The sequence below is a fragment of the Bradyrhizobium shewense genome, assembly GCF_900094605.1.
Classification (GTDB): Bacteria; Pseudomonadota; Alphaproteobacteria; order Rhizobiales; family Xanthobacteraceae; genus Bradyrhizobium; species Bradyrhizobium shewense.
On the sequence record NZ_FMAI01000012.1, the window covers coordinates 63,293 to 87,005 of the forward strand.

A 23,713-nucleotide genomic window follows, 5' to 3' on the forward strand; every position below is an offset into this window, starting at 1 on the left:
TTCGCCGCCCGCATGTCGGCAGCGGGCTGGAGGCTGAGTGAACGCTGCCGGACGGGCGGAGGCAAGCCGGAAGTTACAGCCGACGGCTATCCAGCCGCCCGCCGCGGCGTCAGATGGGCCGCACCATCTGCCGGCGGCACGACGTGCATCAAGATGGTCTGGGTGGCGGATGCGACATCGATGCCGTTCTGCTGGAAGCGCAGCTTCATGCGGCGGTTGAATTCGCGCTGGACCGGCCAGCGCCCGGCCTCGGTGCAGCGGATCTGGCCGACGATCGACACCATCGCGCCGTCGACTTTGTCGATGCCCCACAGATCGAGGTCGCCGCGGATCAGCGGACGGAATTCCGGTTCGCGGCGCATCTCGTCGACGATGTCCTTGAGGATCTGGCCGGCGCGGTCGGTGTCTTCCTTGTAGGCGACGTTGACGCTGACCGAGGCGTTGCCGGCGCCGCGGCTGGCATTGGTGATGGTCGTGACCGCGCTGAACGGCACGATGTGCACGGCGCCGTCGCCGGCGCGCAGACGTATGGTGCGGATCGAGACGTTCTCGACCACGCCAGACAGCCCCGACACGCTGACATTGTCGCCGACCTGGACCGTGTTCTCCAGCAGCAGGAACAGCCCGGTGATGAGGTCCTGCACCAGCTTCTGCGAGCCGAAGCCGATGGCGATGCCGACGATGCCGGCGCCCGCCAAAAGCGGCGCGACGTTGACGCCGATCTCGCTCAGCGCGGTGAGGCCGACGACGGTGGCGATCAGGCACAGCAGCGCGGTACGTAGCATCGGCTGGAAGGTGCGCAACCGCGCGGCACGGGCGTAGTGCCCGTCCCGCGACAGCGTGTTGATCTGACGGTCCAGCAGCGCGTTGCTGGCTTCCCAGATCGCCGCCGCGATCAAGACGGCGAGGCCGATCGTCACCACGGCCGAGATCAGCCGGCTGCCGATCTGGCCGCCATAGAACCAGACGATGGCATCCACGCCCCAGACCTCGAGCACGGCGACGAAGCCGATGAAGCCGATCACGCCTGATACGATCTTGCGCAGCAGCGGCAGATAGCGGTTGGCGCGGATCTCGAGACCGGGAAAGCGCTGGAGGATCTCCGGCTTGATGCGGAAGCCGCGGTCGATCAGGCTGAGCGTCAGCATGATGGCGACGCGCGTGACCAGCGCCACCACGACCGTACCGACGAAATACTGCAAAAGCAGCGAATAGCCGTTGCGGATGTTGAGCGCCCACACCGCCCACAGCGCAAGATCGAGCGCGATGGCGAGATAGTGCCAGCCGCCGGCGATGCGGTTGCGCAGGCGCGCTGCGATGCCCTGCCGCTCGGCCGGCGCACGGATGGCCTCGGCGACCTGCCGGCGGCATTGCAGGATGATGACGACGACGAAGAGGTGCACGACCAGCATCACCATGCGCAGCAGCGCCGCATAACCGGTACGATGCAGGCCGAGCAGCAGGGCCACATTGGCAAAGGCGATGCCGGAGACGCCGACGCCGACGATGCGGCGCGCCCAGATCTCGATATAGGCCGCGGTCTCGGCCCGGACCGGAAGCAGCCCGAACGGTCCCGCCAGCGCCCGGATCACGCAGATGAGTCCGCGCGAGAATGCGTAGGCGTTGACGACGGCGAGGATCACGAGGCGAACGGTCGTGGGCTCGCCGATCTCGGTGCCGAGCAGCGCGGTGGCGACGCCGACGAAGATGACCACCGGCAGCAGTTCGAGCACGAGACGTCCAAGTACGAAGGGTAGCCGCAACAGGACCTGCCACACGCGCGCGAGGCTGTGGCGTCGCTTGTTCAAGTCGGGCGCGGGCGTGACATCGGCCGTTGAGGACGGCGGGTCGGCAATGGGGATCACCTGTGCCGGCAGGTGCGCGGTTTGTGGCACGCGTCCTTCCAGGAACGCGACCGGGCGGCGGATCAGGCGAAAGATCACCCACTCGGCCGCAAGGGCGCAGCCGAGCACCAGCGCCAGCTTCCAGGCGATCTCGATCAGGAGATTGTAGGCAGCAGGATCGTTCGCAGTCCGCAGGAACCAGTAGTAGAAGGCCGGGAAGTGCGTGAGCGTCCGCGCCATGCTGGCGATCTCGCTCGAGATAGCGCCGATCTCCTCCGACACCGTGAGCAGGAGTTGCGCGCCGAGGCCATCGGCGGAGAGCGGGATCGGCGACTTCTGCTCGGGCGCGGGGGGCGCAGGCTGCTGCTGACCGGACGCACTCGCGATCGCGCGCAGCGTATCGATCATCTGCGCGCGCTTCTTGTCGTCCTGGAGCGTCTCCAGCGCGCGCCTGGCTTCGTCGGGCGACAGTGCGGCAGCGTTATTCGTCGCCGGCCGAGGCGTTTCGGCGCGGACACCGGAGAGAGAGAAGATCGCGAGGAAGAGAGCGGCGAGGACCGCCGGGGCAAGCTTATGCGACACGAGGATTCCCTGGAAAAAATGAATGAGCCGGCGGCGTCGGGACCGTCACCGCCGAAGCACATGCGTCATGTCGGATCGCAGCTATTCGCCTCCGGCCTGTGTCGGAAGTTGGCCTTTGAGGCGACATTCTCTTGGCATTTACCGCAATGCGAAGATCGGGGAACCGCAGCATCGGCGCGGGTCAGTTGCCTGGCAATTGCGTCGCGGCCATTCTTCGAGACGCGCTCGGGCCAGCCGACCTGCCATGCAACACCCTCCGTCATTCCGGGAGGCGGCCCGGAATGACGGCAAGGAGGAAGGTGGAGGAGAAAAGCAGGATGTCAAAACCACCTGTCGCGGTCAGCGTTGTCACAGCCATCCGGACACGATCGATGTGATGCAAAATACAGCGCCGGGAAGGTAGGGGCTCTGCCTTACTGATGCAGCCCTCTAAACCTTGACCCGGCGTGCCGTTCGCGGTTTCCGCCGCTATGCGATAGTCCGAACGAGCTCCATCGCACTTAACGCGGCTGGATTTGCGGAGGTGGAGTCATAGACCTCCCCTTGCTCATGAGGTGGACGTTGCGCGTCGCTTATTGCGACCAGCGGAATGCTCCTCCTGTGCCACAAAACTGTCAAGCGGGATCGACAAGCGCGCGATCACAATTGGAGGCGTCAGTTCCGCAGGGTTCGGCATCTATTTTGCCCGACGCATCAAGTCAATTTCGCAAAATCCGCATTCATATGACACCCGCTGGCAAGCCATTGATTCCGCTACGCCCGGCTACTGTGCATGGGGTCGTTTTCATAGTTTTTGTCTGTGGCCTAGAGAAACATGTCGGCCAGGTCCACCGTCGAGGCCGTCCCGACTCGGTCGAAGTTGCGCGCCAGCCAGCTTCGCGCCGCCGAACGGCCCTCGTCGCGCAGGCGGCACAACAGGCTCCATTCGGGATGGAATTGCGTGGCCGTGCCGAGCTGCGACATCAGCTGGTCGTTGCCGATCCAGTGCATGTACATGCGGCTGTGCTTGGCGCTGTCGAGCTCGCCATCGTCGATCAGCCGTGTGGCGAAGGCGATCGCGCGCATCTCGCGCATCAGGGACGAATTGAAGCTGATCTCGTTGATGCGATGGAGGACGTCGGCCGCGCTCGTCGGCAGCTCGTCGCGCCGGATGGCCGTGACCTGCACGACGACGACGTCGTGGCTGCCCTTGCGGTAGATCAGCGGGAAGATCGCGGGATTGCCGAGATAGCCGCCGTCCCAATAATGCTCGCCGTCGATCTCGACGGCCTGGAAATAGGGCGGCAGGCAGGCCGAGGCCAGCACGGTCTCCGCGGTGAGATGCGGGCTCTGAAATACCTTGATCTTGCCGGTGCGGACGTTGGTCGCGTTGAGGAACAGTTGCGGCGCCTCGGGCGAGGAATTGAGCCGGTCGAAATCGACGACGCGCTGCAAGAGCGACCGGAGCGGATTGAAATGAAAGGGATTGAGCAGACCCGGCGGCAGCGTGTGCGTCAACGTGTGGATGACGGCGTGAACCGGATGATATTCCGGCGGCAGCTTCAGGGCCTGAATCCACTGGTTCAGCGGCGACATCAAATCGTACGCCATGTCCATGCGAGACACTTCGTACCAGAATGCGTGCAGGCTCTCCCGCGCGGCCTCCGCGCCCCCGTGCGCCATGCCGGAAGCCATCGCCACCGCATTCATGGCGCCGGCACTGGTCGCACTGACGGCCTCGATCGCGAGCCTGCCGTCTTCGAGCACCTGGTCGAGCACGCCCCAGACGAAGGCGCCGTGCGCGCCGCCGCCCTGGAGCGCGAAATTGACGGTTTTGCGGTCGGCGGTCCGGTTGGCTGTCACTTTGCTTTCTTCTTGCCTCCCGTCCCCTCTTTCTCCAGTGCCTTGCGCACCTCGTCGAACTCCGCCACCGAGGCCTTGTCGGCGCGGGGGAAACGCAGGTCGAGCTTTTCGAGCGCGGCATTGATCACCGAGCCGATCACAACGCGCGCAAACCATTTGTGGTCCGCGGGCACGACGTACCACGGCGCATGAGGCGTCGAGGTGTGCCGGACGATGTCCTGGTAGACCGCCTGATAGCGCGGCCACAGCGCGCGCTCCTTGATGTCGTCCATGGAGAACTTCCACTGCTTGGCCGGGTCCTCCAGCCGATCGAGGAAGCGCTCGCGCTGCTCGTCCTTGGACACGTTGAGGAAGAATTTCAGCACCACGGTGCCGTTGCGGCAGAGATAGCGCTCGAACGCCGAGATGTCCTCGAACCGCTCCTTCCAGATGTTCTTGGTGAGGAGCTTTTGCGGCAGCTTCTCCTTGGCGAGGATCTCCGGGTGCACGCGCGTCACCAGGCATTCCTCGTAATGGGAGCGGTTGAAGATGCCGATATGGCCGCGTTCGGGCAGCGCGATCGCGTGACGCCAGAGGAAATCGTGATCGAGCTCCTTGCTGCTCGGCGCCTTGAAGGCATGGACCTCGCATCCTTGCGGATTGATGCCTTCGAAGATCGCCTTGATGGCGCTGTCCTTGCCGCCGGCGTCCATGGCCTGGAACACGATCAGGAGCGACCAGCGGTCCTGGGCATAGAGCTTCTCCTGAAACCCGATCAGCCGCTTCTTGTTGGCGTCGAGAATCGCCAGCGCCTTCTCCTTGTCGAGATCGCCCTTCTCGTCGGTCTTGTGCGCCTTGAGATGAAACTTGCCCGAGCCGTCATAGCGGAACGGCGTGATGTAGCGGTCAAGTTCCTGGGCGAGCGATTTGGACGGCTTCTTGCTCATGAGCGCGGGGCACCTTGCGTTGCGGCTTCAATCGGTCGAGCACGCTACCAAGGATGCCCTTGGGAAGGAATATGATGAAAAGGACCAGCAGCACGCCATAGACGAGATTGTCCCAGCCGACCGCCTTGGTGCCGAAGCCGATGCGAAGGGTTTCCGCCAGCAGGATGGTGATCACGGCGCCGAAGGTCGGGCCGAGCGAGACGAACAGGCCGCCGACGATGGCCGCGAACACCATCTGCAGCGACACCGCGATGCCGCTGACGGTGTCGGGCGTGATGAACATCTGGTACTGGCAGTAGATCGCGCCCGCGAGTGCCGTCATCAGGGCACTGAGCAGCGTGATCTTCAGCTTCTCCGCGGTGACGTCGACGCCGGCGGCGGCCGCTGCATCCTCGTCCTCCGAGATCGCCTCCAGCGCGTAGCGGCTCATGCTGCGGTCGACCCAGTGCCAGACCACGATGCCGAACAGCCAGACCCCGAGCGCAATCAGATACCAGGTGATCTTATCGTCGAACTGCAGTGCCAGCAGCTTGTTGCCCGAGGTTCGATTCGGCGTGTAGCCCAGCGAGCCGCCGGTGTAGTCGCGCGTCGCCGTGATGACCTGGAGCACGATGCCTGACAGCGCCAGCGTCACCAGAACGAAATAGTGTCCGGTGATGCGGAAGCGGAAGCAGGGATAGCCGACGATCAGGGCCAGTGCGCCGGCCGCGACCATGCTGACGGGAATGCCGATCCAGGGCGACACGCCGAGGTGGTTCCAGAGCAGCGCGGTGACATAGGCGCCGATCCCCATGAAGCCGCCATGGCCGAGCGAGACGAGGCCGAACCGCCCCATCATCGACCACGACGTATAGGCGAACGACCAGATCAGGATCAGCACCAGGATGTGCAAATGATAGGGATCGCGATAGACGAAGGGCAACGCGACCAGCGCCGCCAGCCCAATCCCCCATGCTGCAAGCCGTCCCTGCCCCATCATCGGCGCCTCGCGAGCAGGCCCGCGGGCCGGATGAACATCATGACGATGAAGAAGGCGAAGGCGAGCACATAGCCCCATTCAAGATCGGAGAAAAGGCCGCCGAGCGAGATGATCTCGGCAAAGACGAAGGCTGCAATGAAGCCGCCGATGAAATTGCCGAGGCCACCAAGCACGCAGATCAGGAAGGTGATCGGCCCGAAGGAGAGGCCGACGAACGGATGCACGTCATATTGCAGCACCAGGAGGCAGGCGGCGAGCCCGGCCAACCCGCCGCCGATTGCGGAGGTGATGAGATAGATCCGCTTGGTGTCGACGCCCATCAGCGCCATGATCTGCCGGTCCTGCGAGATGGCGCGGATCGCGGTGCCGGTGAAGGTGCGAGTCATGAACAGATAGACGGCGACCATGCCGACCAGCGCGGCCAGAAACGAGAGCAGCCGCGCGTAGCTGAAATTCATGTCGCCGAGGGCGAGCACCGGCAGGCGGATGCCGAGATTGCGGAAGTCGATGCCGAAGGCGACGGTAGCAAAGCTCTGCAGCACGAACAGCACACCGCCGGTGGCGAGCAGCTGATTGATCGGAGGCGCGGTCAACAGCGGCGCGATCACGAGATAATGCAGCGCCGCGCCGAGGATCGCGACCAGCAGGATGGTGAGAGGCGCGGCGACGAAATAGCTGACGCCGTAATACTGCACCATGAAATACATGGCGTACATGCCGATCATCACCAGCTCGGCATAGCAGATCCAGGTCACGTCGATGACGCCGAAGATCAGGTTCAGCCCGAGCGCGAGCAGCGCCAGCACGCCGCCGAGCAGGATGCCGTTGATCACGGCCTCCAGCAGATAGATGTCGAAGATGTCCAAGAATGCCTGCATGCCCCCTCACACCCCGAGATACGCTTCCTTGACCGTGTCGCTCGCCAGCATTTCGGCGGACGTGCCGGACGCCCGGATGGTGCCCGCCTCGATCAGATAGGCGCGATCGACCACTTTCAGCACCTGCTGCACGTTCTGCTCAACGATCAGCACGGTCAGCCCGCTGGCGCGGATCCGCTTCACCAGCTCGAACACCTGCTGCACCACGACCGGCGCAAGGCCGGCCGAGGGCTCGTCGAGCAGCAGCAGTTTTGGATTGGACATCAGCGCACGGCCGATCGCGCACATCTGCTGCTCGCCGCCGGACATGGTGCCGGCCATCTGGTGGCGCCGTTCCTTCAGGCGCGGAAACAGGTCGAACACCACTTCGAGCCGATCGGCATAGTGGCTGCGCGCCTCCTTCATGAAGGCGCCCATCTTGAGATTGTCGTCGACCGAGAGTTGCGGAAACAGCCGCCGGTTCTCCGGCACATGCGCGATCCCGAGGCTGACGATCTTGTGCGGCGGCGTTGCCACGACGTCGGTACCCTCCATCCGGATCGAGCCGCGCGAGGGCCGGATCAGGCCGGAGATCACGCGCATCAGGGTGGTCTTGCCGGCGCCATTGGGGCCGATGACGCCGACGGCTTCGCCGGCCTTCACGTCGAGATTGACATCGAACAGCGCCTGGAACGTGCCATAGCCGGCATTGACGGCGCGGAGCTCCAGCATGCCTAGCCTCCCGCGCGGCGGCGCGCTTCGGCGGCCGCGGCCTGCGTGGTCTCGGCATCGGTGCCGAGATAGACCTCGATGACGCGCGGATCGCCCGCGACCGCGCTCGGCAAACCTTCCGAGATCTTCTCGCCGTGATCGAGCACCATGACGCGATCGACGACGCGCATCAGCACGCCCATGATGTGCTCGACCCAGATGATGGTGATGCCGAGCTCGTCGCGGATGTTGCGCAACATGTCGGCGGCCTGATCCATCTCGGTTTCGTCGAGACCGCCGAGGCTCTCGTCGGCGAGCAGCAGCTTTGGCGCCGTGGCGAGCGCTTTCGCAAGCTCGAGCTTCTTCAACCCCGCTGCGCCGAGACCGTCGACGCTGGCATGGCGATCGGTCGGCAGGCCGACCATCGCCAGCGATCTTTCCGCCGCCTCCTCCGCCCTGGCACGGCTGTGGCGGCCCTGGCCGTAAAAGCCGGCGAGCGCGACGTTCTCGAAGATGGTCAGGCGGCGAAACGGCCGCGGAATCTGGAAGGTGCGGCCGACGCCGCTGTTGATGATCCGGTGCGGCGCGAGACCCGCAATCTCGGAGCCGCCGAACACGATCGAGCCCGATGTCGGCGCCAGCGTGCCGGAGAGCATGTTGAAGATCGTGCTCTTGCCCGAACCGTTCGGCCCGATCAGGCCGAGGATCTCGCCCTGATCAACCCGAAACGACACGTTGTTGACGGCGGTGAAGCCGCCGAACCGCTTCACCAGCCCACTGACCTCCAGCACCAGAGCACTCCGCCGCTATTGGTTGCTGTAGGTGGTGCCTTTCGGCAGCGGCAGCACGGCTTCGCGCTGCGCTTGGCTCTTCGGCCACACCACGGACGATTTGTCGTCGATATACTGGATCACGACGGGAAACGAGCGCTCGTTCTGCCCCGCCATGGGGCTGCCCTCGCCGTAGAACTTCACGCCGAAGCCGAGCATGGTGCCGCCTTCGGGGATGTCGGTGTCGAGCGCCGCCTTGCGCAGCGCCTCGGGATCGACGCCGCCGTACTTCTTGATCGCGCGCGGCAGCACGTCGGCCATGAACACGTAAGTGTTGGACGCGCCGATGCCGACATGGGCGGAGCGGATGGCAACGCCGGGCCGGATCTTGTCGAACTCCTCGCCGACCATCTTGATCACGGGTGGCAGCTTCGGATCCATGGTCTTCTGGTTGGCGAGCCAGATCGAGATCGGGTCGGCGTTGAAGATGTAGGTGGCGTCGGCCCCCATGCCTTCCTTCAGCTTCTCATAGACGCCGTAGCCCGCACCATGACCCATCAGCGCGCCGAACTTCAGGCCCTGCTCGCGGGCCTGGCGGAGCAGCAGCGTGATGTCGGGGTTGTAGCCGGTGTGGAAGATCACGTCGGGCTTGGCGCGCTTCAGCTTGGTCACCAGCGCGGACAGATCGGGCGCGGTCGCCGAATAGCCCTCCTTCATCACGACGTTGAAGCCGGCTTTCTTCGCGCCTGCCTCGTTGCCCTTGGAGACGTCGACACCATAGGCGCCGTCCTCGTGGATGATGGCGACGCGCAGGTCCCTTGGCTCCTTGTCGAACTTCGCCTTGGCGTTCTGCGCGATGAAATCCATCGTCATCATGCCGAACTGGTCGCCGCTCGCCTGCGGGCGGAAAACGTATTTGTAGCCCTTCTCGTTGAACACGGCGGACGAGATGCAGGTCGTCATCCACATGAACTTCTTGAGCTGCTCGACGCGGGCGGCCACCGGCACGCACTGCGCCGAGGAGAAGAAGCCGAGCACCATGTCGACCTTCTCCTGCTCGAGCAGGCGGACGGATTCGTTGATGGCGATGTCGGGCTTGCTCTGCGCGTCGGCATAGACCGCCTCGATCTTGTAGCCTTCGACGCCGGTCTTGGCGAAATGGTCGAGGATGATCTTTGCGCCGATATAGCCGAGTTCGGAACCGCCGCCGGCCAGAGGTCCGGTCAAATCAAAAACAACGCCGATCTTGATCTTCTTGTCCTGAGCCTGGGCGGCCACCGCCAGGCTCGTCGCGGATATCGCGATCACCAGCCCACGTACCAATCGGGCAGCCATGCGCAGGCGCATCAAAACCTCCCTGGACGATTGTGCATTGCATTCGTCTTGCTTTTGGTTGCCCCCATCACATGGGCAGAGCGCAGGGATGTCAAGCCTCGCGCATCAGCGCGAGGCGAACTGCTGCTCGATAAAGGCCGTGACAAATCGCGGCATGGTCGGCGTGAGATCACCCATCCCGCGCACGAGATGAATCGCCGACAATTCAGGCTCGTCCTCACAGGCGAGATTGGCTTCGATCCGGGCGCGAGCCTCGTCGCCGGGCATATCGAGGTTGAGCACCTGCATCATCGCAATCGTGGGGCCGCTGACGACGCAATACCAGTCCGGCTCGGCCTGATAGTCCGCCGCCGTCAAGCCGGTCTCCTCCTGAATTTCGCGGACGACGCTGCCGGGAATATCCAGCGTCCCATCCCTGACATCGTCGAGATCGGGCGTGCCCGACGGGAAATAGATGCGGCCTGCGTTCGCGGTGTGCTGCGCCATCTCGCCCATCAGGAAGGCGCCGTCGGACGTGCGCAGCGCGCCCATGCCAAACCCGTTGAACACGGGCGCGCCGGGAAAGCCCCAGTCGCGCCAGGCAAGGAAACTTGCGAAATCGGTCTCGAAATAGGTCGAGGCGAAACGGCCGTCCGTGAACACGGGATCGCGCCCGAGCAGGACACGGCCGTTCCAGATCTTCGGCCGCTCACGCTGCTTTTCGGCGAAGTGCGCCGCGATCTCGTCGCGACGCTCCTCGGCGAACGGCCAGAGGATCGGCCGCACGGCAAGAGCAAGCGTCGTGACGCGATGAATGATCGGTGACATCATGAGGGGGCGTCTACCACGCCTTCGCGTCAGCTATTTGGCGTTCCCCGTGGTCTTCTTGGCCTGCTCGACGAACTTGTTGGTGAAGGTCTTGCTGACGTCGATCTTGGCGTTGGCCACCTCGGGCGAGCCGACGCTGAACACGGCGAGCACGGCATCCGCGCCCTTCGGGTCCATCTTGCCGGTTTCGGAGAACATCGGGATCGTGTTCTTCAGCGCGGCGAGATAGAGATCCTTGTTCTTGCCGACCGTCTCTTCCGGCATTTTCGCCATGATCTCCTCTGGCGAATGCGAGTGGATCCAGGCGAGCGTGGCGAGGATCGCGTTGGTGAGCGCCTGGGTCTCCTTCTCGTGCTTGGCAACCCAGGCCGCGGTCGAGTACAGCGCGCCGCCGGGATATTCGCCACCGAAGGTCTCGAGCGTGTCCTTCTGCGTGCGGGTGTCGGACAGGATGCGCAGATCCTTGTGGCTGCCCTGGAGCACGGTGACGGAGGGGTCGAGCATCACGGCCGCGTCGATCTGGCCCTGCTCCATCGCCGCGACCGCGGTGGCGCCGAGGCCGACGCCAATCACGGCGGCGCTGGTCGGATCGATGCCGTTCTTCTTGAGCATGTACTTCAGGAAGAAGTCGGTCGAGGAACCGGGCGCGCTGACCCCGACCTTCTTGCCGGCGATATCCTTGACCGACTTGATGTCGTTGGTGCGCGAGGGCGCGACCACGAGCACGAGGCCGGGATAGCGGTCATAGACCACGAAAGCCTGGAGCTCCTGCTTCTTGGCAGCCAGATTGACGCAATGGTCGAAATAGCCGGACACGACGTCGGCGCTGCCGCCGAGCACGGCCTTGAGCGCGTCCGAGCCGCCCTTGAGGTCGACCAGCTCGACACTGAGGCCGGCCTTATCGTATTCGCCGAGCTGCTTGGCCAGCACCGTCGGCAAATAGCACAGGCAGGAGCCGCCGCCGACCGCGATGGTGACCTTGCTTTGCGCTGCGGCAAGCGAGGTGGTGAGTGTCAGCGCGATCAGCGCACCGGCGAGCCTGGCAATCGTGTTCTTCATTGGTTTCCTCCGTTCGGCCGGCGGCACCATAGAGCAGCGCGACAGGCTTGAGAAGCGTGGCCCAAGGCACTGGCCATCGGCCTTTTGGCGCAATAGCATGCGGGTACAACAACAAACTTGTGATGGGGAGGATCATCCATGAATCGCCTTGCAATCGGGCTGTCGATCGCCGCCGCCTTTGCCGCCGGATGCGGCGCGAACCAACTGCTCCGGCCGGCGCTCGCCGCCGAGAACATCACCGCGCAGATCATCCACACCGGAGAGATGGAAGGCGATGCGCTCGGCGCCGCCAACAATGTCGGCTTCCGCTCAAAAATGTTCGCCAGTGCCGACGGCGCCACGATCTCGATCCAGGTCGGCAACGTGCCCAAGCACATGCACCCCAATACCAACGAGATCCAGTACATTCTCGACGGCACCGGCACGATCTGGCTCGGCGACAAGGAGGTCACGGTGAAGCCGGGCGACCTCGTCATCATTCCGAAGGGCACGCCGCATGGCGGCACCAAGCCGATCAGCGGACAGGTCAAGGCCATCGCAATAAAGACGCCGCCGCAGGCGCCCGACGACACCAAGCTGCTGGATTGACGCTTCGCGATGGGGACCCGCGCCGATACGCGGGTCCCGCCTCGCGCCTAGCCGCGCCCATCCGATGCGGTCGGCCGCCACACCAACAGGCGCCGCTCCACCAGCGTGACCCCATAGTCGATCAGGATGACGAAGGCCGACAGCACGAACATGCCGGCGAACACGCCGGCGACGTCGAACACACCCTCGGCCTGCTGAATGAGATAGCCAAGGCCCGCCGCCGAACCCAGATATTCGCCGACGACCGCACCGACCACCGCAAAGCCGACCGAGGTGTGTAGCGAGGAGAACATCCAGGACAGCGCCGAGGGCCAATAGACGTGCCGCATCAGCTGCCGCTCGCTCATGCCGAGCATGCGACCGTTGTCGAGCACGGTGCGGCTGACCTCCTTGACGCCCTGATAGACGTTGAAGAACACGATGAAGAACACCAAGGTCACGCCGAGCGCGACCTTGGACCAGATGCCGAGCCCCAGCCACAGCGCGAAGATCGGCGCCAGCACCACGCGGGGCAGCGCGTTGACCATCTTGACGTAGGGGTCGAACACCGCGGCGACCAGCGGCTGGCGCGCGAACCAGAAGCCGACCAGCACACCGCCGAGCGATCCGATCACGAAGGCCAGGATCGATTCCGCCAGCGTGATGCCGAGATGCTTCCAGATCACGCCGGAAGCGAACCATTTCACGATCTGGCTGAACACGTCGAACGGGTTGGAGAAAAAAAACGGCGGCAGCAGGATCTTGCCGAACACGGGAACGGTCGATAGCACCTGCCACAGCACGATGCAGACGACCGCGACCAGGACTTGCAGCGCGAACAGCGTCGGGCGCGACATCAGACCGCCTCCGCCGCTTGCGTGGATTGCGCGTAGCCCTTCATCACCTCGTCCTTGAGCACGCTCCAGATCTCGCGGTGGAGCGCGTGGAACTCCTTGTCCAGCCGCACCTCGAAGATGTCGCGCGGGCGCGGCAGGCTCACGCGCCAGTCGCCGATGATACGCGAGGACGGCCCGGCCGACATGATTACGACGCGGTCCGCGAGCGCGATCGCCTCTTCGAGGTCATGGGTCACGAACAGCACGGCCTTGCGGTCGGCATTCCAGAGGTCGAGCAGCAGATTGCCCATCACCTGGCGGGTCTGCGCATCCAGCGGCCCGAACGGCTCGTCCATCAAGAGGATTTTCGGATCGCGGATCAGCACCTGCGCCAGCGCCACGCGCTTGCGCTGGCCGCCGGAGAGCATGTGCGGATAGCGACCCGCGAACGCGCCGAGGCCGACCGAGGTCAGCCATTTCTGTGCGCGCGGCAGTGCCTCGGCGCGCGGCGTGCCCTTGATCTCCAGCCCGATCGCTACATTGTCGAGCGCGGTCTTCCACGGGAACAGCGCGTCGGCCTGGAACAGGTAGCCGGCATCCTGGTTCAGCCCCGCCAGCGGTCGGTCGAATATCCTGACATTGCCGGCGGCCGGCTTCAGCAGCCCGGCCGCGACGTTGAGCAGCGTGGATTTCCCGCAGCCCGTGGGCCCGACGATGGCGACGAACTCGCCTTGCGCCACCGTGAGATGGGCCTTTTCCACCGCCGTGTAGACCCGCCCGTCCCCGAGCCGGAACGCAACCTTGGCATCTTCCAGCGCCACTGCCGTTGGCGTTGACATATGTTCCCTCCGAACTTGGCCCGATGCCTTAGCCGCTCGCGCGGCCAAGTTCAATCAAGCCGCCAGGCGTGCTACGCATGGGGACTTGCCGTGCTCTTACCCTCCCCTGGAAGGGGGAGGGTCGGCCCACATTGAGCGCAGCGAAATGTGGGCCGGGGTGGGGTGACGGTGTCTCCTCATCCAACAGTGCCCGAGTGGATAGATCACCCCACCCCGCTCGCGCTTCGCGCGATCGACCCGCCCCCTCCAGGGGAGGGTAAGAGAAAAGCGAGCCCACCCGCGATGCCTTCCAAGCTGGCGATCAGCTACCAGCACGTCACCAAAAGCTTCGGCCCGCTCAAGGCCGTGGACGATTTGTCGCTCGACATCGCCGAGGGCGAGTTTGTGGCGATCGTCGGCGGCTCGGGCTCCGGCAAGACCACGCTGCTGCGGCTCGCCAACCGGCTGATCGAGGTCGATGGCGGCATCATCACGATCGAAGGCGAGAACGTGCAAAGCGTCGATCCGGTCGCGCTACGGCGGCGGATCGGCTACGTGTTCCAGAGCGGCGGGCTGTTTCCGCATTTGAGCGTCGCCGACAACATCGGGATCACGCCGAAACTGCTCGGCGAACCGGCGGCCGATATCGCAGCGCGCGTCGACGAGCTGCTGGGTCTCGTGCAGCTCGACCGCAACGCGCATCGCAGCCGTCTGCCGGAGGCGCTTTCCGGCGGCCAGCGCCAGCGCGTCGGCGTGGCGCGCGCGCTTGCGGCAAGGCCGCGCATCGTGCTGATGGACGAGCCGTTCGGCGCACTCGATCCCCTCACCCGCGATGCCCTCGGCGACGATTATCGTTCGTTGCATCGCAAGCTCGGCCTGACCACCGTGATGATCACCCATGACATGACGGAAGCGATCCTGCTCGCCGACCGCATCGCGGTGATGCGCAGCGGGAAGCTGCTCGCGCAGGGCACGCCCGCCGAGCTGTCGAACAGCAGCGACGCTTACGTGCTGGAGCTGCTGCGTACGCCGCGGCGCCAGGTCGAGCGGCTGAACGCGCTGCTGCCTCAAAGCGGTGCGGCATGAGCCTGTTTTCCGATCCACGCTGGGGCGAGGCGCTGGCGCATCTGCCCGATTATCTCGGCAATCATGTGCGGGTGAGTCTCGCCGCGCTCGCGCTCGGTCTTGCGGTCAGCCTGCCGCTGGCGATCCTGACACGCAACCGCCCGGCGCCGCGAGCCATCCTGCTCGCAATCGCCAGCATCGTGCAGACGGTGCCGGGTCTGGCGCTGCTCGCGCTGTTCTATCCGCTGCTGCTGCTGGCCGCCTCGGTCACGCTGGCCTGGTTCGGTGTTTCCTTCTCGGCGTTCGGCTTCCTGCCGGCGATGCTGGCGCTGGCGCTCTATTCGATGCTGCCGGTGCTGCGCAACGGTATCACCGGGCTCAACGGCATCGATCCCGCGCTGATCGAGGCCGCCAAGGGTGTCGGCATGACCGCGCGGCAGTCGCTCGTCATGGTCGAGCTGCCGCTGGCGCTGCCGGTGATGATGGCGGGCATCCGCACCGCCGCGGTGTGGGTGATCGGCACCGCGACGCTCTCGACGCCGATCGGGCAGACCAGCCTCGGCAATTACATCTTTGCCGGGCTTCAAACCCAGAACTGGGTGTTCGTGCTGTTCGGCTGCTTTGCCTCGGCCCTGCTCGCGCTCGCCGTCGACCAGCTGCTCGGCCTGATCGAGGGCGGCCTGCATCGCCGCAGCCGCGCCCGCACCGCGCTCGGCGCGGCCGGAATCGCGGCGCTGGTCGCCGCAACGCTGGTGCCGACGGTGGGGCGCTCTTCGCAGGGCTACGTCGTCGGTGCCAAGACCTTCGCCGAGCAATATGTGTTGTCGGCCCTGCTCAGGGACCGCCTCCAGGCCGCCGGTCTGCCCGCGACCGCGCGCTCGGGCCTCGGCTCCAGCGTGATCTTCGGGGCGTTGAAGGCCGGCGACATCGATCTCTATGTCGATTACTCCGGCACGCTCTGGGCCAACCAGCTGCATCGCACCGACATCAAGCCGCGCGCCGAGCTGTTGACGGATTTGAAGACAAGCCTGGCAAAGGACAACATCACCCTGCTCGGCGAGCTCGGCTTCGAGAATGCCTATGCGCTGGTGCTCCCGAAGAAGCGCGCCGAAGCGCTTGGCATCCGCACCATTGCCGATCTCGCCGCGCACGCATCGACGATGTCGATTGCCGGCGACTACGAGTTCTTCTCGCGGCCGGAATGGGCGGCGCTGCAAAAGGCCTACGGCCTTTCGTTCCGCGCCCAGCGCCAGATGCAGCCGGATTTCATGTATGCGGCAGTTGCCAGCGGCGAGGTCGACGTCATCGCCGGCTACACCAGCGACGGGTTGATTGCGAAATACGATCTGGTCGCGCTCGACGACCCCAGGCACGCGATCCCGCCCTACGACGCCATCCTGCTGCTGGCCCCGAAACGTGCCGGCGACGAACGACTACAGGCCGCACTGAGGCCGCTGCTCGGCAAGATCGACATCGCCACCATGCGCGAAGCGAATTTGCGCGCCAGCGGTAATGATGCGAATTCCTCGCCGGATGCGGTCGCGAAGTGGCTGTGGGGCAAGGTGGGCGAGCGGTAGGTTGGGATTTCGTAGGGTGGGCAAAGGCGCGTAAGCGCCGTGCCCACGGTCTCTGGGTACGTGTGAGAGGTGGTGGGCACGCTTCGCTTGCCCACCCTACGGATTCTCGGAATGACGGTCAAAGAGCGGCGTCCGCGATCCAACCGAAAGGCTACAGCCCCCGGATCATCCCCGCGCTGATCAGCAGGCGGTTCAGCCGCCGCGCTTCGGCGCCGTCCTTGCAGCTGTAGAAAACGCCCTTGCAGCGGAGCATGATCTCCTTCTGCTCGGCGAAGGACGGATCGAGCGGGATGCCGGCGGCCTCCTGGATCACCAGCGGCAGATAGGGGCCGTCGATCGTGTCCATGACGGCCTCGCTCTTGACCGGCTCGAAATTGACGGCGTCGATCGCGTAATAGGTCGCGTAGAGGCGCGGATCGTAGGCGTCCAGCTTCTTGCCGAGAGCGCCCTCGTCGAGCCCGGGCTCGAGGATAGCAGGTGCAAACTCAGGCTGATGATCGCCATAGCGCACGATCAGGAAGGGCTCGCCCGGGAACGTCTTCTTCAGCCCCGCGACGAACGCCTTGTATTGCTCGGCGCTCATCGCCTGCCGGCGCAGATATTCGTCGATGGACGGCACATTGCCCGGCGCGCGCCAGTTCGGCAGCAGGTCGGCCCGGAAGCGCGTCTCCCAGGGGAAATGATTGGCACCGAGATAGATGAAGGTGAACAGCGGCTTGTTGGGCGGCTGCTGGCCCATCAGCTGGAGCGCCTTGTCGTAGAAGAAGCCGTCGGGCTCGACGTCCTTGGCACCGAGGTCCTTGGCGTCGAGGAAGCGTTCGATGCCGGTCGTCAGCTGGAAGCTGCGCGCGGCCATGAAGCCGCCATGGGCGGGATAGAGCGACATCGTGTCGTAGCCGCAACGGCGCAGCGCCAGCGGCAGCCCGCGCTCGACGCGGTTCGAGGCGATGCGCGTCACGAAATAGGCGAAGCGGCCGAACGAGCGCGAGGAGAGGCCTGCGAGCACGTTGTATTCGGTGAACCAGCTCGGCCCGCCATTGCTCTCGGCCAGAAACGTGCGCTGCCTGCCGTCCCAAGATTTGAAGTGGCTGCCATAGCCCTGCGGCACCTTGATGCCCCGGGCGGCGCGGATGTCGAAGCTCGATTCATCATGGATCATGATGATATTCGGCCGGCGCCCGGCCGGATGGCAGGAATCGACCAGCGGCATGTTGAGCCGCTCGTTGGTCGCGGCGGCCGATTCCATGAAGCCGTATTGCACGAAATCGGAGACCGAGCTGACGCCGGAGCGGAAGAATTTCGACAGATAGCCGTCGTCGTAATAGCCGCGCCAGGCTTCGTCCGGATGATAGAGCGAATAGCCGACCAGCGCGGCAAGGCAGGCCAGCTTGCAGGCGAGCGCCGGCAGACGGCGGATACGGAACGGATCGAGCCACCACAGCGCATACATCAGCGGCAGCGTGACGAAGCCGGCCAGGATCACCGACCAGCGCAAATTCGGGAAGATCGTGAACAGGAACGCGACGGTGTCGCGGTCGATCATCATCAGGTCGATGAAGTTGACCGTCATCTGGACGACGTCGTGCTTGAGCCGCGACAGCAGCACCAGCACGACGACCATGGTCAGCGACAGCGCGCCTGATAGCGCCGGCCGGCGCAGCAGCGTGATCCAGAAAAAATTGAGGATGCCCCAGGCCAGCGCGAAGGAGAGCCGCGAGCCGAAATCGGTCTCGGTCTGGTACATCAGCGCGAGCGCGGCCAGATGCGGCGCGGCAACCGCGAGCAGCCGCCAGATGCCGAGCGCGGCGACGCTCGCCAGCACGGCGGTGGCGGCAGAAGGACCTGGATTGGGCGCGGACGCCATCGACGACACGCTATACTTCAAGTCCGGCGCGGTGATGCCAGGCCGTCTGGTCCTCGAGACGGTGACGGGGCGTCCGGAGCAGCCGGAAGCCTGCACCGTGTCATAAAACTGTAACGGAACGGTCAAGGACAGGCAACGCATGCGGTGACCCGACCTTCGCTTATTGTTAGTGACCGGCGAAGCCCGCACGGCGGGCCGAGCCGCTCGCTCGGTTAGGGCTTTGCGATGCCGGCGATGAAGAGGTCGAGCACTCCTTCCGCCATCCGCTCGATCGCCCCCTCCTCGACGCCCCAGCGCGGAAAGTGGCCATCGAGATTCATCCGGGCGAAGCCGTAGACCAGGGCGCGGCCGGCGATCTGGATGCGCTTGAGGTCGGCCGACCGCAGCAGGCCCTGCTCCGCCGCCTCGGCTAGAATCCCCTCGGTCAGCGTGATCAACTCGGCATTGTCGCGCGTCAGTTCGGCGGAGCTGTCATGGGCGAAATAGCGCCCGGTCGAGATGATCTCGAAATGGGCGGGATGGCGCATCGCCCAGCGCAGGTATGCAAGGCCAAAGGCACGGAAACGGGCAAGCGGGCCGGCCGCCGGAGCCTCGCTCAGCGCCGCCTCGATCTCGGCACGGAAACGCCGCTGCGCCTCCTCGGCCGCCGCCGCCATGAGGGCATCGCGGTTCGGAAAGTGCCGGAACGGCGCGCCCGGCGACACCGCGGCCCGGCGCGCGGCCTCGCGGACGGAGACCTCCGCTCCCTCCGCCGCCAATTGCAGCGCAGCATCGATCAGGACACGGCGGAGGTCGCCGTGGTGATACGGCCTGGCCTGGGTTGCAGGGCGGCGGGCGCGCGGCTTGGACGGCTGACGGACGGGCATGGCGCTTCCTAGCATCACCCGAACGTGAATGTAAGCGGTGATTACACCATTGACCGCCGCGCGACGCCGAATGTAATCGATGATTACATAACGCAGGAAGATCACCATGCCGCAACATCAAAGCTGGTTCGAAGGCTGGCGGTTGCTCGCCGCCCTCACCCTCAGCCTGATCCTTCTCAGCCTGTGGATCGCCTCGATGCGGCAGTTCGAGGTCGAGGGCGTTCGGATGGTGATCCGTTTCACCGCACGCAGCTCGCTGCTGCTGTTCTGCCTCGCCTTCAGCGCCGCAGCGCTGGCGCGGCTTTGGCCCAACGCATGGACGCGCTGGCAGCGCCGCAACCGCCGCTATCTCGGCCTCAGTTTTGCGGCTTCCCACGCCATCCACGCCGTTGCGATCGTTGTTTTCGCCTGGATGGATCCTGCCAGCTTTGCCGAGGCAACCTCGGCCGTCTCCTACATCTTCGGCGGCATCGGCTATGGCTTCATCATCGCGATGAGCGCCACCTCGTTCGACCGCACCGCCGCGCGGATCGGCTCCCGCGCCTGGCGTACGCTGCACCTTGTCGGCGGCTATTATCTCTGGCTCCAGCTCATGGTGTCGTTCGGCAAGCGCGTGCCGGCGATGCCGCTCTATGCCGCGTTCCTCGTTCCGCTGCTGATCGTGATGTCGTTGCGCATGATCGCGATGGCCCGCCACCCGCGCGGGCAGACCGTTGCGGCGGGCTGAAGCGCCTGCCTTTACTGCGGCAGCAGCCCGAGCCGCTTGGCGATGATCCGGTCGATCGTCCGTTTCGGCAGTACGGCGCCGATCAGATGGCGGAGCGGGTCCGGCGTGATCTGATAGCGCACCTTGGGGCTCGCCGCAGTCAGCGCCTCGAACACGATCTCGGCGATCCGCTCGGCCGGCAGGCCCTTCGCGCCGAGGTCCATCATGAAAGCCATGACCTTGTTCAGCGCTGGCAGATAGGGCGAGTTCTGGTAGACGGAGAGATCGATCTGCTCGGCCTTGCTCCAAATCGGCGTCTTAACCGCGCCGGGAGCGACGATGATGACGTCGATGCCGAACAGCATCAATTCGCGGCGCAGGCTTTCCGACAGTCCCTCGACGGCGTGCTTGGAGGTGCAGTAGGGCGCCGACAGCGGATTGCCGTTCTTGCCCGCGACCGAGCTGATCATCACGATCCGCCCCTTCGGCCCCTTCAGCGACGGGTCGGCCCCGAGCAGCGGCCCGAACGCCTGCGTCGCGATGACAGGGCCGATGACGTTGATGTCCATCTGGCGGCGGAAATCGTCTGCCGACAATTCGAGCACGGGACCGGCGACCGCGATGCCCGCATTGTTGACGAGGCCGGCCAGCGTCTCGCCACCCAGCGCCTCGCGAACTTTTCGCGCAGCAGCGAGGATCGCGGCCTCCTCGGTGACGTCGAACAGCAGCGGCGCGAAATTGGCGCCAAATTCACCCTGAAGCCGGTCGGCATCGGCCTGCTTGCGGAGGCTGCCGAACACGCGATAGCCGCGCCCGATCAGGAATTTGGCAGTAGCCCAGCCGATGCCTGTGGACGCACCGGTGACGACGACAGATCGCATGGTCTTCCTCCCCTGGGGTTCCTGCGATCATGCCTTGGATTTTTGCCCATGTCCCGGACAAGCGCAGCGAAACGGAGCGCAGAAGCCGAGACCCGGGAGCCGCAATGGACCCGGATCAGCAGCGCACCACTTGCGTGATGCGCTGCGTCCGGGAGACGACTTAGTTCTTCGACTTGTCGACCAGCGCGCCCTTCTTGATCCAGGGCATCATGTCGCGCAGCTTGGCGCCGACTTCCTCGATCGGGTGCTGAGCGAGCTTGGCGCGGGTCGCCTTGAACGAGGTCTGGTTGACCTTGTTCTCGAGCATCCAGTCGCGGGCGAACTTGCCGCCCTGGATGTCGGCGAGAACGCGCTTCATCTCGGCCTTGGTCTCGGCGGTCACGATGCGCGGGCCGGTGACGTACTCGCCATACTCCGCAGTGTTGGAGATCGAGTAGTTCATGTTGGCGATGCCGCCTTCATAGATCAGGTCGACGATCAGCTTCACTTCGTGCAGGCACTCGAAATAGGCCATCTCCGGGGCGTAGCCGGCTTCGACCAGCGTCTCGTAGCCGCCCTTGATCAGCTCGACCAGGCCGCCGCAGAGCACGACCTGCTCGCCGAAAAGATCGGTCTCGCACTCTTCCTTGAAGGTGGTCTCGATGATGCCGGCGCGGCCACCGCCGACAGCCGAAGCGTAGGACAGGCCGAGGTCATGGGCGTTGCCCGAGACGTCCTTGGCGATCGCGATCAGGCAGGGCACGCCGCCGCCGCGCTGATACTCGGAGCGCACGGTGTGGCCGGGGCCCTTCGGCGCGATCATGAGCACGTCGAGGTCGGCGCGCGGGTCGAGCAGGTTGAAGTGGACGTTGAGGCCGTGCGCGAACACGAGGGCGGCGCCCTTCTTCATGTTGTCGTGCAGGTGCTCGCGGTAGATGTCGCCCTGGAGCTCGTCCGGGGTCAGCATCATGACGAGGTCGGCCCATTTGGCGGCTTCGGCGACTTCCATCACCTTGAAGCCGGCGGCTTCTGCCTTCTTGACCGAGCCCGAGTCCTTGCGCAGCGCAATGGCGACGTCCTTGACGCCGGAATCCTTCAGGTTGAGCGCATGGGCGTGGCCCTGGCTGCCATAGCCGACGATGGCGACCTTCTTGCCCTTGATCAGGTTCAGGTCGGCGTCGCGATCGTAATAAACACGCATGGGTCGTTTCCTCGTTCAGGTGGCCAGAATCGGCCGTTGGTCAGGTCTTGGCAGTGAAATTTGCGGATTTCGGGGGCTGTCTAGAGCATTTTCAGCCCCCTGGGAAACCCGTTTCTGCATGGAAAACTGCGGCATCATGCATCCATGAAGACGGGGTAGAGGGAGGCCAGCAGCAGAATCGCCATCAGGATATTGAAGGCGCGGACCAGCCGCTCGGAAGTCAGGACCGGCCGCAACGCGGTACCGAACAGTGCCCAGACCACGCACGACACTGACCCCACCAGCAGGCTGATCAGGGTCTGGATCGCGATGTTGATCGGGAATTGGGCGATCGCCGCAAAGGCGGTGATGGTGCCGATCACGATCACCCAGCCCTTGGCATTGATCCACTGGAACATGGCTGCGCCCCAGAAGGTCATCGGACGGCGACCATCACCTTCACCCGGCCTGGTCGGGCCGGACATGGCGATCACGGCAGCAAGATAAACGAGATAGGCCGCACCGGCATATTTCAGGAGAGTCTGGAGGATCGGATAGGCCAGGAACACCGAGCCGAGCCCGAAGCCGACGGCGGCGATCATGAAGGCGAAGCCGATGACGACGCCGACAATGTGGGGGATGGTGCGCCGGAAGCCGTAGGTCAGGCCCGAGGACAGCAGCATGATGTTGTTCGGCCCGGGCGTGAAATACATCACGACCATGAAGATCAGGAAGGCATAGAGCAGCGACTGGGACATGCTCACCTCACGCCGTTTTCGGCAACGGTTCTTCGGGTAACGCCTTGGGCCGCTTCGCCAGCACCATCACCGCGATACCGCCGATCACGGTCAGCATGCCGGCCAGCCGCAAGGGTCCGAACCGCTCGCCGAACACGATGCTGGAGGCGGCCGAGCCGACGAACGGGACCAGCAGCGCAAACGGCACCACTTGCGCGGCGGGATAGTCACGCAGCAGCCGGCCCCAGAGCCAGTAGGCGATGCTGGTGGAGATGCCGCCAAGCGCCAGCATACAGAGAGCCGCTGTCAGCGTTATGTGGCTCAGCGATGTCCATGTCGGCGCAGGGCCATTGGCGATCAGCGCCAGCACGAACAGCGGCACGGCCGCGGCGAGGCACAGCCACGCGAACAGGTCGAACATCGGCACGCCGCGGGCGCCGCGCAGCAGCAGATTGCCGACGGCAAAGCTGACCGGCGAGATCATCAGCACCGCAAACGCGGCGACGCTGAAATCGTAGCCGACCGTACCGCAGATCATCAGAAGGCCGATCGCAGCGACACCAACGCCGAGCGCCTGCATCGGCGTCGGCCGCTCGCCAAAGGCTATCGCGGCAAAGCCGATCGTGAACAGCGCCTGGCTCTGCACGACGACGCTGGTCAGCCCCACCGGCACGCCATGGGCGATGCCATAGGCCTGGCTCAGGAACTGGCCGAGGAACAGCGTAAAGCTGATCGCGATCAGCAGCGACCAGGCAACCTTGGGCTTGCGGATGAACAGGCATGGGAGCGCAGCGACGCCGAAACGCAGCGCTGTCATCAGCTCCGGCGAAAGCTCGTCGAGCGCGATCCGGCTCGCCACGAAGGCAAGTCCCCAGATGATCGCCACCAGGATGGCGATGAGGATATCGGCCGGCTTCATTGTTGT

General features: G+C 64.9%; 22 protein-coding genes. 4 read left to right on the top strand and 18 right to left on the bottom strand.

Features of this window, described 5'->3' with window-relative positions; translation table 11 throughout:
- Nucleotides 1-86 precede the first annotated feature (86 nt).
- The 10 genes from GA0061098_RS22710 to GA0061098_RS22755 all read right to left on the bottom strand — a co-directional run bounded on the left by GA0061098_RS22710 (nucleotide 87) and on the right by GA0061098_RS22755 (nucleotide 11,712).
- Nucleotides 87-2,426, bottom strand: a complete 2,340-nt coding sequence (locus GA0061098_RS22710) for a mechanosensitive ion channel domain-containing protein (RefSeq protein WP_091961350.1) — start codon at nucleotides 2,424-2,426, stop codon at nucleotides 87-89.
- Nucleotides 2,427-3,230: 804 nt separating this feature from the next.
- Entirely contained in the window at nucleotides 3,231-4,268 is a 1,038-nt protein-coding gene (locus GA0061098_RS22715) for a patatin-like phospholipase family protein (protein ID WP_091961354.1), read from the bottom strand.
- Nucleotides 4,265-5,194 (bottom strand): polyphosphate kinase 2 family protein, encoded by a 930-nt coding sequence (locus tag GA0061098_RS22720; RefSeq protein WP_091961358.1) that lies wholly within the window; start codon nucleotides 5,192-5,194, stop codon nucleotides 4,265-4,267. Before GA0061098_RS22720 ends, GA0061098_RS22715 begins: the two co-directional genes overlap by 4 nt.
- Complete coding sequence (locus tag GA0061098_RS22725; protein ID WP_091961362.1) at nucleotides 5,154-6,173, bottom strand: branched-chain amino acid ABC transporter permease; 1,020 nt, start codon at nucleotides 6,171-6,173, stop codon at nucleotides 5,154-5,156. The genes GA0061098_RS22720 and GA0061098_RS22725 overlap by 41 nt, the downstream gene beginning before the upstream one ends.
- Nucleotides 6,170-7,051 carry a branched-chain amino acid ABC transporter permease gene (locus GA0061098_RS22730; RefSeq protein WP_091961365.1) on the bottom strand — a complete coding sequence of 294 codons (882 nt, stop codon included), beginning with the start codon at nucleotides 7,049-7,051 and terminating at the stop codon, nucleotides 6,170-6,172. The genes GA0061098_RS22725 and GA0061098_RS22730 overlap by 4 nt, the downstream gene beginning before the upstream one ends.
- Nucleotides 7,052-7,057: 6 nt before the next feature.
- The gene (locus GA0061098_RS22735; protein WP_091961367.1) at nucleotides 7,058-7,762 is read right to left on the bottom strand and encodes an ABC transporter ATP-binding protein; all 705 of its coding nucleotides are present in this window, start codon (nucleotides 7,760-7,762) and stop codon (nucleotides 7,058-7,060) included.
- A gap of 2 nt (nucleotides 7,763-7,764) precedes the next feature.
- On the bottom strand, nucleotides 7,765-8,532 hold the full coding sequence (locus GA0061098_RS22740) for an ABC transporter ATP-binding protein (RefSeq protein ID WP_091961369.1): 768 nt from the start codon (nucleotides 8,530-8,532) through the stop codon (nucleotides 7,765-7,767).
- 15 nt (nucleotides 8,533-8,547) lie between these two features.
- On the bottom strand, nucleotides 8,548-9,858 hold the full coding sequence (locus tag GA0061098_RS22745; RefSeq protein ID WP_091961371.1) for an ABC transporter substrate-binding protein: 1,311 nt from the start codon (nucleotides 9,856-9,858) through the stop codon (nucleotides 8,548-8,550).
- Between the two features lie 93 nt (nucleotides 9,859-9,951).
- Nucleotides 9,952-10,656 (bottom strand): NUDIX hydrolase, encoded by a 705-nt coding sequence (locus GA0061098_RS22750; RefSeq protein WP_091961374.1) that lies wholly within the window; start codon nucleotides 10,654-10,656, stop codon nucleotides 9,952-9,954.
- A gap of 30 nt (nucleotides 10,657-10,686) precedes the next feature.
- Nucleotides 10,687-11,712, bottom strand: a complete 1,026-nt coding sequence (locus GA0061098_RS22755) for an ABC transporter substrate-binding protein (RefSeq protein ID WP_165637540.1) — start codon at nucleotides 11,710-11,712, stop codon at nucleotides 10,687-10,689.
- 138 nt (nucleotides 11,713-11,850) lie between these two features.
- Here GA0061098_RS22755 and GA0061098_RS22760 point away from each other — a divergent pair, with 138 nt between their 5' ends.
- On the top strand, nucleotides 11,851-12,300 hold the full coding sequence (locus tag GA0061098_RS22760) for a cupin domain-containing protein (RefSeq protein ID WP_091961381.1): 450 nt from the start codon (nucleotides 11,851-11,853) through the stop codon (nucleotides 12,298-12,300).
- Nucleotides 12,301-12,347: 47 nt separating this feature from the next.
- Here GA0061098_RS22760 and GA0061098_RS22765 read toward each other — a convergent pair whose 3' ends face one another.
- Together GA0061098_RS22765 and GA0061098_RS22770 are read right to left on the bottom strand one after the other, a co-directional pair.
- A complete protein-coding gene (locus tag GA0061098_RS22765; RefSeq protein ID WP_091961384.1) occupies nucleotides 12,348-13,136 on the bottom strand; it encodes an ABC transporter permease in 789 nt (262 codons plus the stop codon).
- Nucleotides 13,136-13,954 (bottom strand): ABC transporter ATP-binding protein, encoded by an 819-nt coding sequence (locus GA0061098_RS22770; RefSeq protein WP_091961387.1) that lies wholly within the window; start codon nucleotides 13,952-13,954, stop codon nucleotides 13,136-13,138. Before GA0061098_RS22770 ends, GA0061098_RS22765 begins: the two co-directional genes overlap by 1 nt.
- Before the next feature lie 282 nt (nucleotides 13,955-14,236).
- On the opposite strand from GA0061098_RS22770, the gene GA0061098_RS22780 reads away from it, so the two are divergent.
- Together GA0061098_RS22780 and GA0061098_RS22785 are read left to right on the top strand one after the other, a co-directional pair.
- Nucleotides 14,237-15,019, top strand: a complete 783-nt coding sequence (locus GA0061098_RS22780) for an ATP-binding cassette domain-containing protein (RefSeq protein ID WP_091961393.1) — start codon at nucleotides 14,237-14,239, stop codon at nucleotides 15,017-15,019.
- Nucleotides 15,016-16,575 (top strand): glycine betaine ABC transporter substrate-binding protein, encoded by a 1,560-nt coding sequence (locus GA0061098_RS22785; protein WP_091961396.1) that lies wholly within the window; start codon nucleotides 15,016-15,018, stop codon nucleotides 16,573-16,575. Before GA0061098_RS22780 ends, GA0061098_RS22785 begins: the two co-directional genes overlap by 4 nt.
- Nucleotides 16,576-16,726: 151 nt before the next feature.
- Here GA0061098_RS22785 and GA0061098_RS22790 read toward each other — a convergent pair whose 3' ends face one another.
- Complete coding sequence (locus GA0061098_RS22790; protein WP_091961398.1) at nucleotides 16,727-18,439, bottom strand: sulfatase-like hydrolase/transferase; 1,713 nt, start codon at nucleotides 18,437-18,439, stop codon at nucleotides 16,727-16,729.
- 212 nt (nucleotides 18,440-18,651) lie between these two features.
- Entirely contained in the window at nucleotides 18,652-19,305 is a 654-nt protein-coding gene (locus GA0061098_RS22795) for a TetR/AcrR family transcriptional regulator (protein ID WP_245323491.1), read from the bottom strand.
- Nucleotides 19,306-19,411: 106 nt separating this feature from the next.
- Between GA0061098_RS22795 and GA0061098_RS22800 the strand changes: the two genes are divergently transcribed.
- On the top strand, nucleotides 19,412-20,032 hold the full coding sequence (locus tag GA0061098_RS22800; RefSeq protein WP_091961404.1) for a hypothetical protein: 621 nt from the start codon (nucleotides 19,412-19,414) through the stop codon (nucleotides 20,030-20,032).
- 11 nt (nucleotides 20,033-20,043) lie between these two features.
- Here the strand turns inward: GA0061098_RS22800 and GA0061098_RS22805 are convergent, their stop codons facing one another.
- From GA0061098_RS22805 to GA0061098_RS22820, 4 genes are all read right to left on the bottom strand, one after another.
- Nucleotides 20,044-20,892: an SDR family oxidoreductase gene (locus tag GA0061098_RS22805; RefSeq protein ID WP_091961409.1), complete on the bottom strand. Its 849-nt coding sequence runs from the start codon at nucleotides 20,890-20,892 to the stop codon at nucleotides 20,044-20,046.
- 160 nt (nucleotides 20,893-21,052) lie between these two features.
- Nucleotides 21,053-22,072 carry a ketol-acid reductoisomerase gene (gene ilvC / locus GA0061098_RS22810; protein ID WP_028145443.1) on the bottom strand — a complete coding sequence of 340 codons (1,020 nt, stop codon included), beginning with the start codon at nucleotides 22,070-22,072 and terminating at the stop codon, nucleotides 21,053-21,055.
- A 134-nt stretch (nucleotides 22,073-22,206) separates the two neighbouring features.
- Complete coding sequence (locus GA0061098_RS22815; protein ID WP_165637541.1) at nucleotides 22,207-22,809, bottom strand: LysE family translocator; 603 nt, start codon at nucleotides 22,807-22,809, stop codon at nucleotides 22,207-22,209.
- Nucleotides 22,810-22,816: 7 nt separating this feature from the next.
- On the bottom strand, nucleotides 22,817-23,707 hold the full coding sequence (locus GA0061098_RS22820; protein WP_091961416.1) for an EamA family transporter: 891 nt from the start codon (nucleotides 23,705-23,707) through the stop codon (nucleotides 22,817-22,819).
- Between the last annotated feature and the right edge of the window lie 6 nt (nucleotides 23,708-23,713).

Excerpts from the sequence above, each read along its gene's own strand:
- GA0061098_RS22720 (WP_091961358.1), bottom strand. The coding sequence starts at position 5,194 with ATGAGCAAGAAGCCGTCCAAATCGCTCGCCCAGGAACTTGACCGCTAC.
- GA0061098_RS22725 (WP_091961362.1), bottom strand. The coding sequence starts at position 6,173 with ATGATGGGGCAGGGACGGCTTGCAGCATGGGGGATTGGGCTGGCGGCG.
- GA0061098_RS22730 (WP_091961365.1), bottom strand. The coding sequence starts at position 7,051 with ATGCAGGCATTCTTGGACATCTTCGACATCTATCTGCTGGAGGCCGTG.
- GA0061098_RS22735 (WP_091961367.1), bottom strand. The coding sequence starts at position 7,762 with ATGCTGGAGCTCCGCGCCGTCAATGCCGGCTATGGCACGTTCCAGGCG.
- GA0061098_RS22745 (WP_091961371.1), bottom strand. The coding sequence starts at position 9,858 with ATGCGCCTGCGCATGGCTGCCCGATTGGTACGTGGGCTGGTGATCGCG.
- GA0061098_RS22750 (WP_091961374.1), bottom strand. The coding sequence starts at position 10,656 with ATGATGTCACCGATCATTCATCGCGTCACGACGCTTGCTCTTGCCGTG.
- GA0061098_RS22755 (WP_165637540.1), bottom strand. The coding sequence starts at position 11,712 with ATGAAGAACACGATTGCCAGGCTCGCCGGTGCGCTGATCGCGCTGACA.
- GA0061098_RS22760 (WP_091961381.1), top strand. The coding sequence starts at position 11,851 with ATGAATCGCCTTGCAATCGGGCTGTCGATCGCCGCCGCCTTTGCCGCC.
- GA0061098_RS22765 (WP_091961384.1), bottom strand. The coding sequence starts at position 13,136 with ATGTCGCGCCCGACGCTGTTCGCGCTGCAAGTCCTGGTCGCGGTCGTC.
- GA0061098_RS22770 (WP_091961387.1), bottom strand. The coding sequence starts at position 13,954 with ATGTCAACGCCAACGGCAGTGGCGCTGGAAGATGCCAAGGTTGCGTTC.
- GA0061098_RS22780 (WP_091961393.1), top strand. The coding sequence starts at position 14,237 with ATGCCTTCCAAGCTGGCGATCAGCTACCAGCACGTCACCAAAAGCTTC.
- GA0061098_RS22785 (WP_091961396.1), top strand. The coding sequence starts at position 15,016 with ATGAGCCTGTTTTCCGATCCACGCTGGGGCGAGGCGCTGGCGCATCTG.
- GA0061098_RS22790 (WP_091961398.1), bottom strand. The coding sequence starts at position 18,439 with ATGGCGTCCGCGCCCAATCCAGGTCCTTCTGCCGCCACCGCCGTGCTG.
- GA0061098_RS22795 (WP_245323491.1), bottom strand. The coding sequence starts at position 19,305 with ATGCCCGTCCGTCAGCCGTCCAAGCCGCGCGCCCGCCGCCCTGCAACC.
- GA0061098_RS22800 (WP_091961404.1), top strand. The coding sequence starts at position 19,412 with ATGCCGCAACATCAAAGCTGGTTCGAAGGCTGGCGGTTGCTCGCCGCC.
- GA0061098_RS22805 (WP_091961409.1), bottom strand. The coding sequence starts at position 20,892 with ATGCGATCTGTCGTCGTCACCGGTGCGTCCACAGGCATCGGCTGGGCT.
- ilvC (WP_028145443.1), bottom strand. The coding sequence starts at position 22,072 with ATGCGTGTTTATTACGATCGCGACGCCGACCTGAACCTGATCAAGGGC.
- GA0061098_RS22815 (WP_165637541.1), bottom strand. The coding sequence starts at position 22,809 with ATGTCCCAGTCGCTGCTCTATGCCTTCCTGATCTTCATGGTCGTGATG.
- GA0061098_RS22820 (WP_091961416.1), bottom strand. The coding sequence starts at position 23,707 with ATGAAGCCGGCCGATATCCTCATCGCCATCCTGGTGGCGATCATCTGG.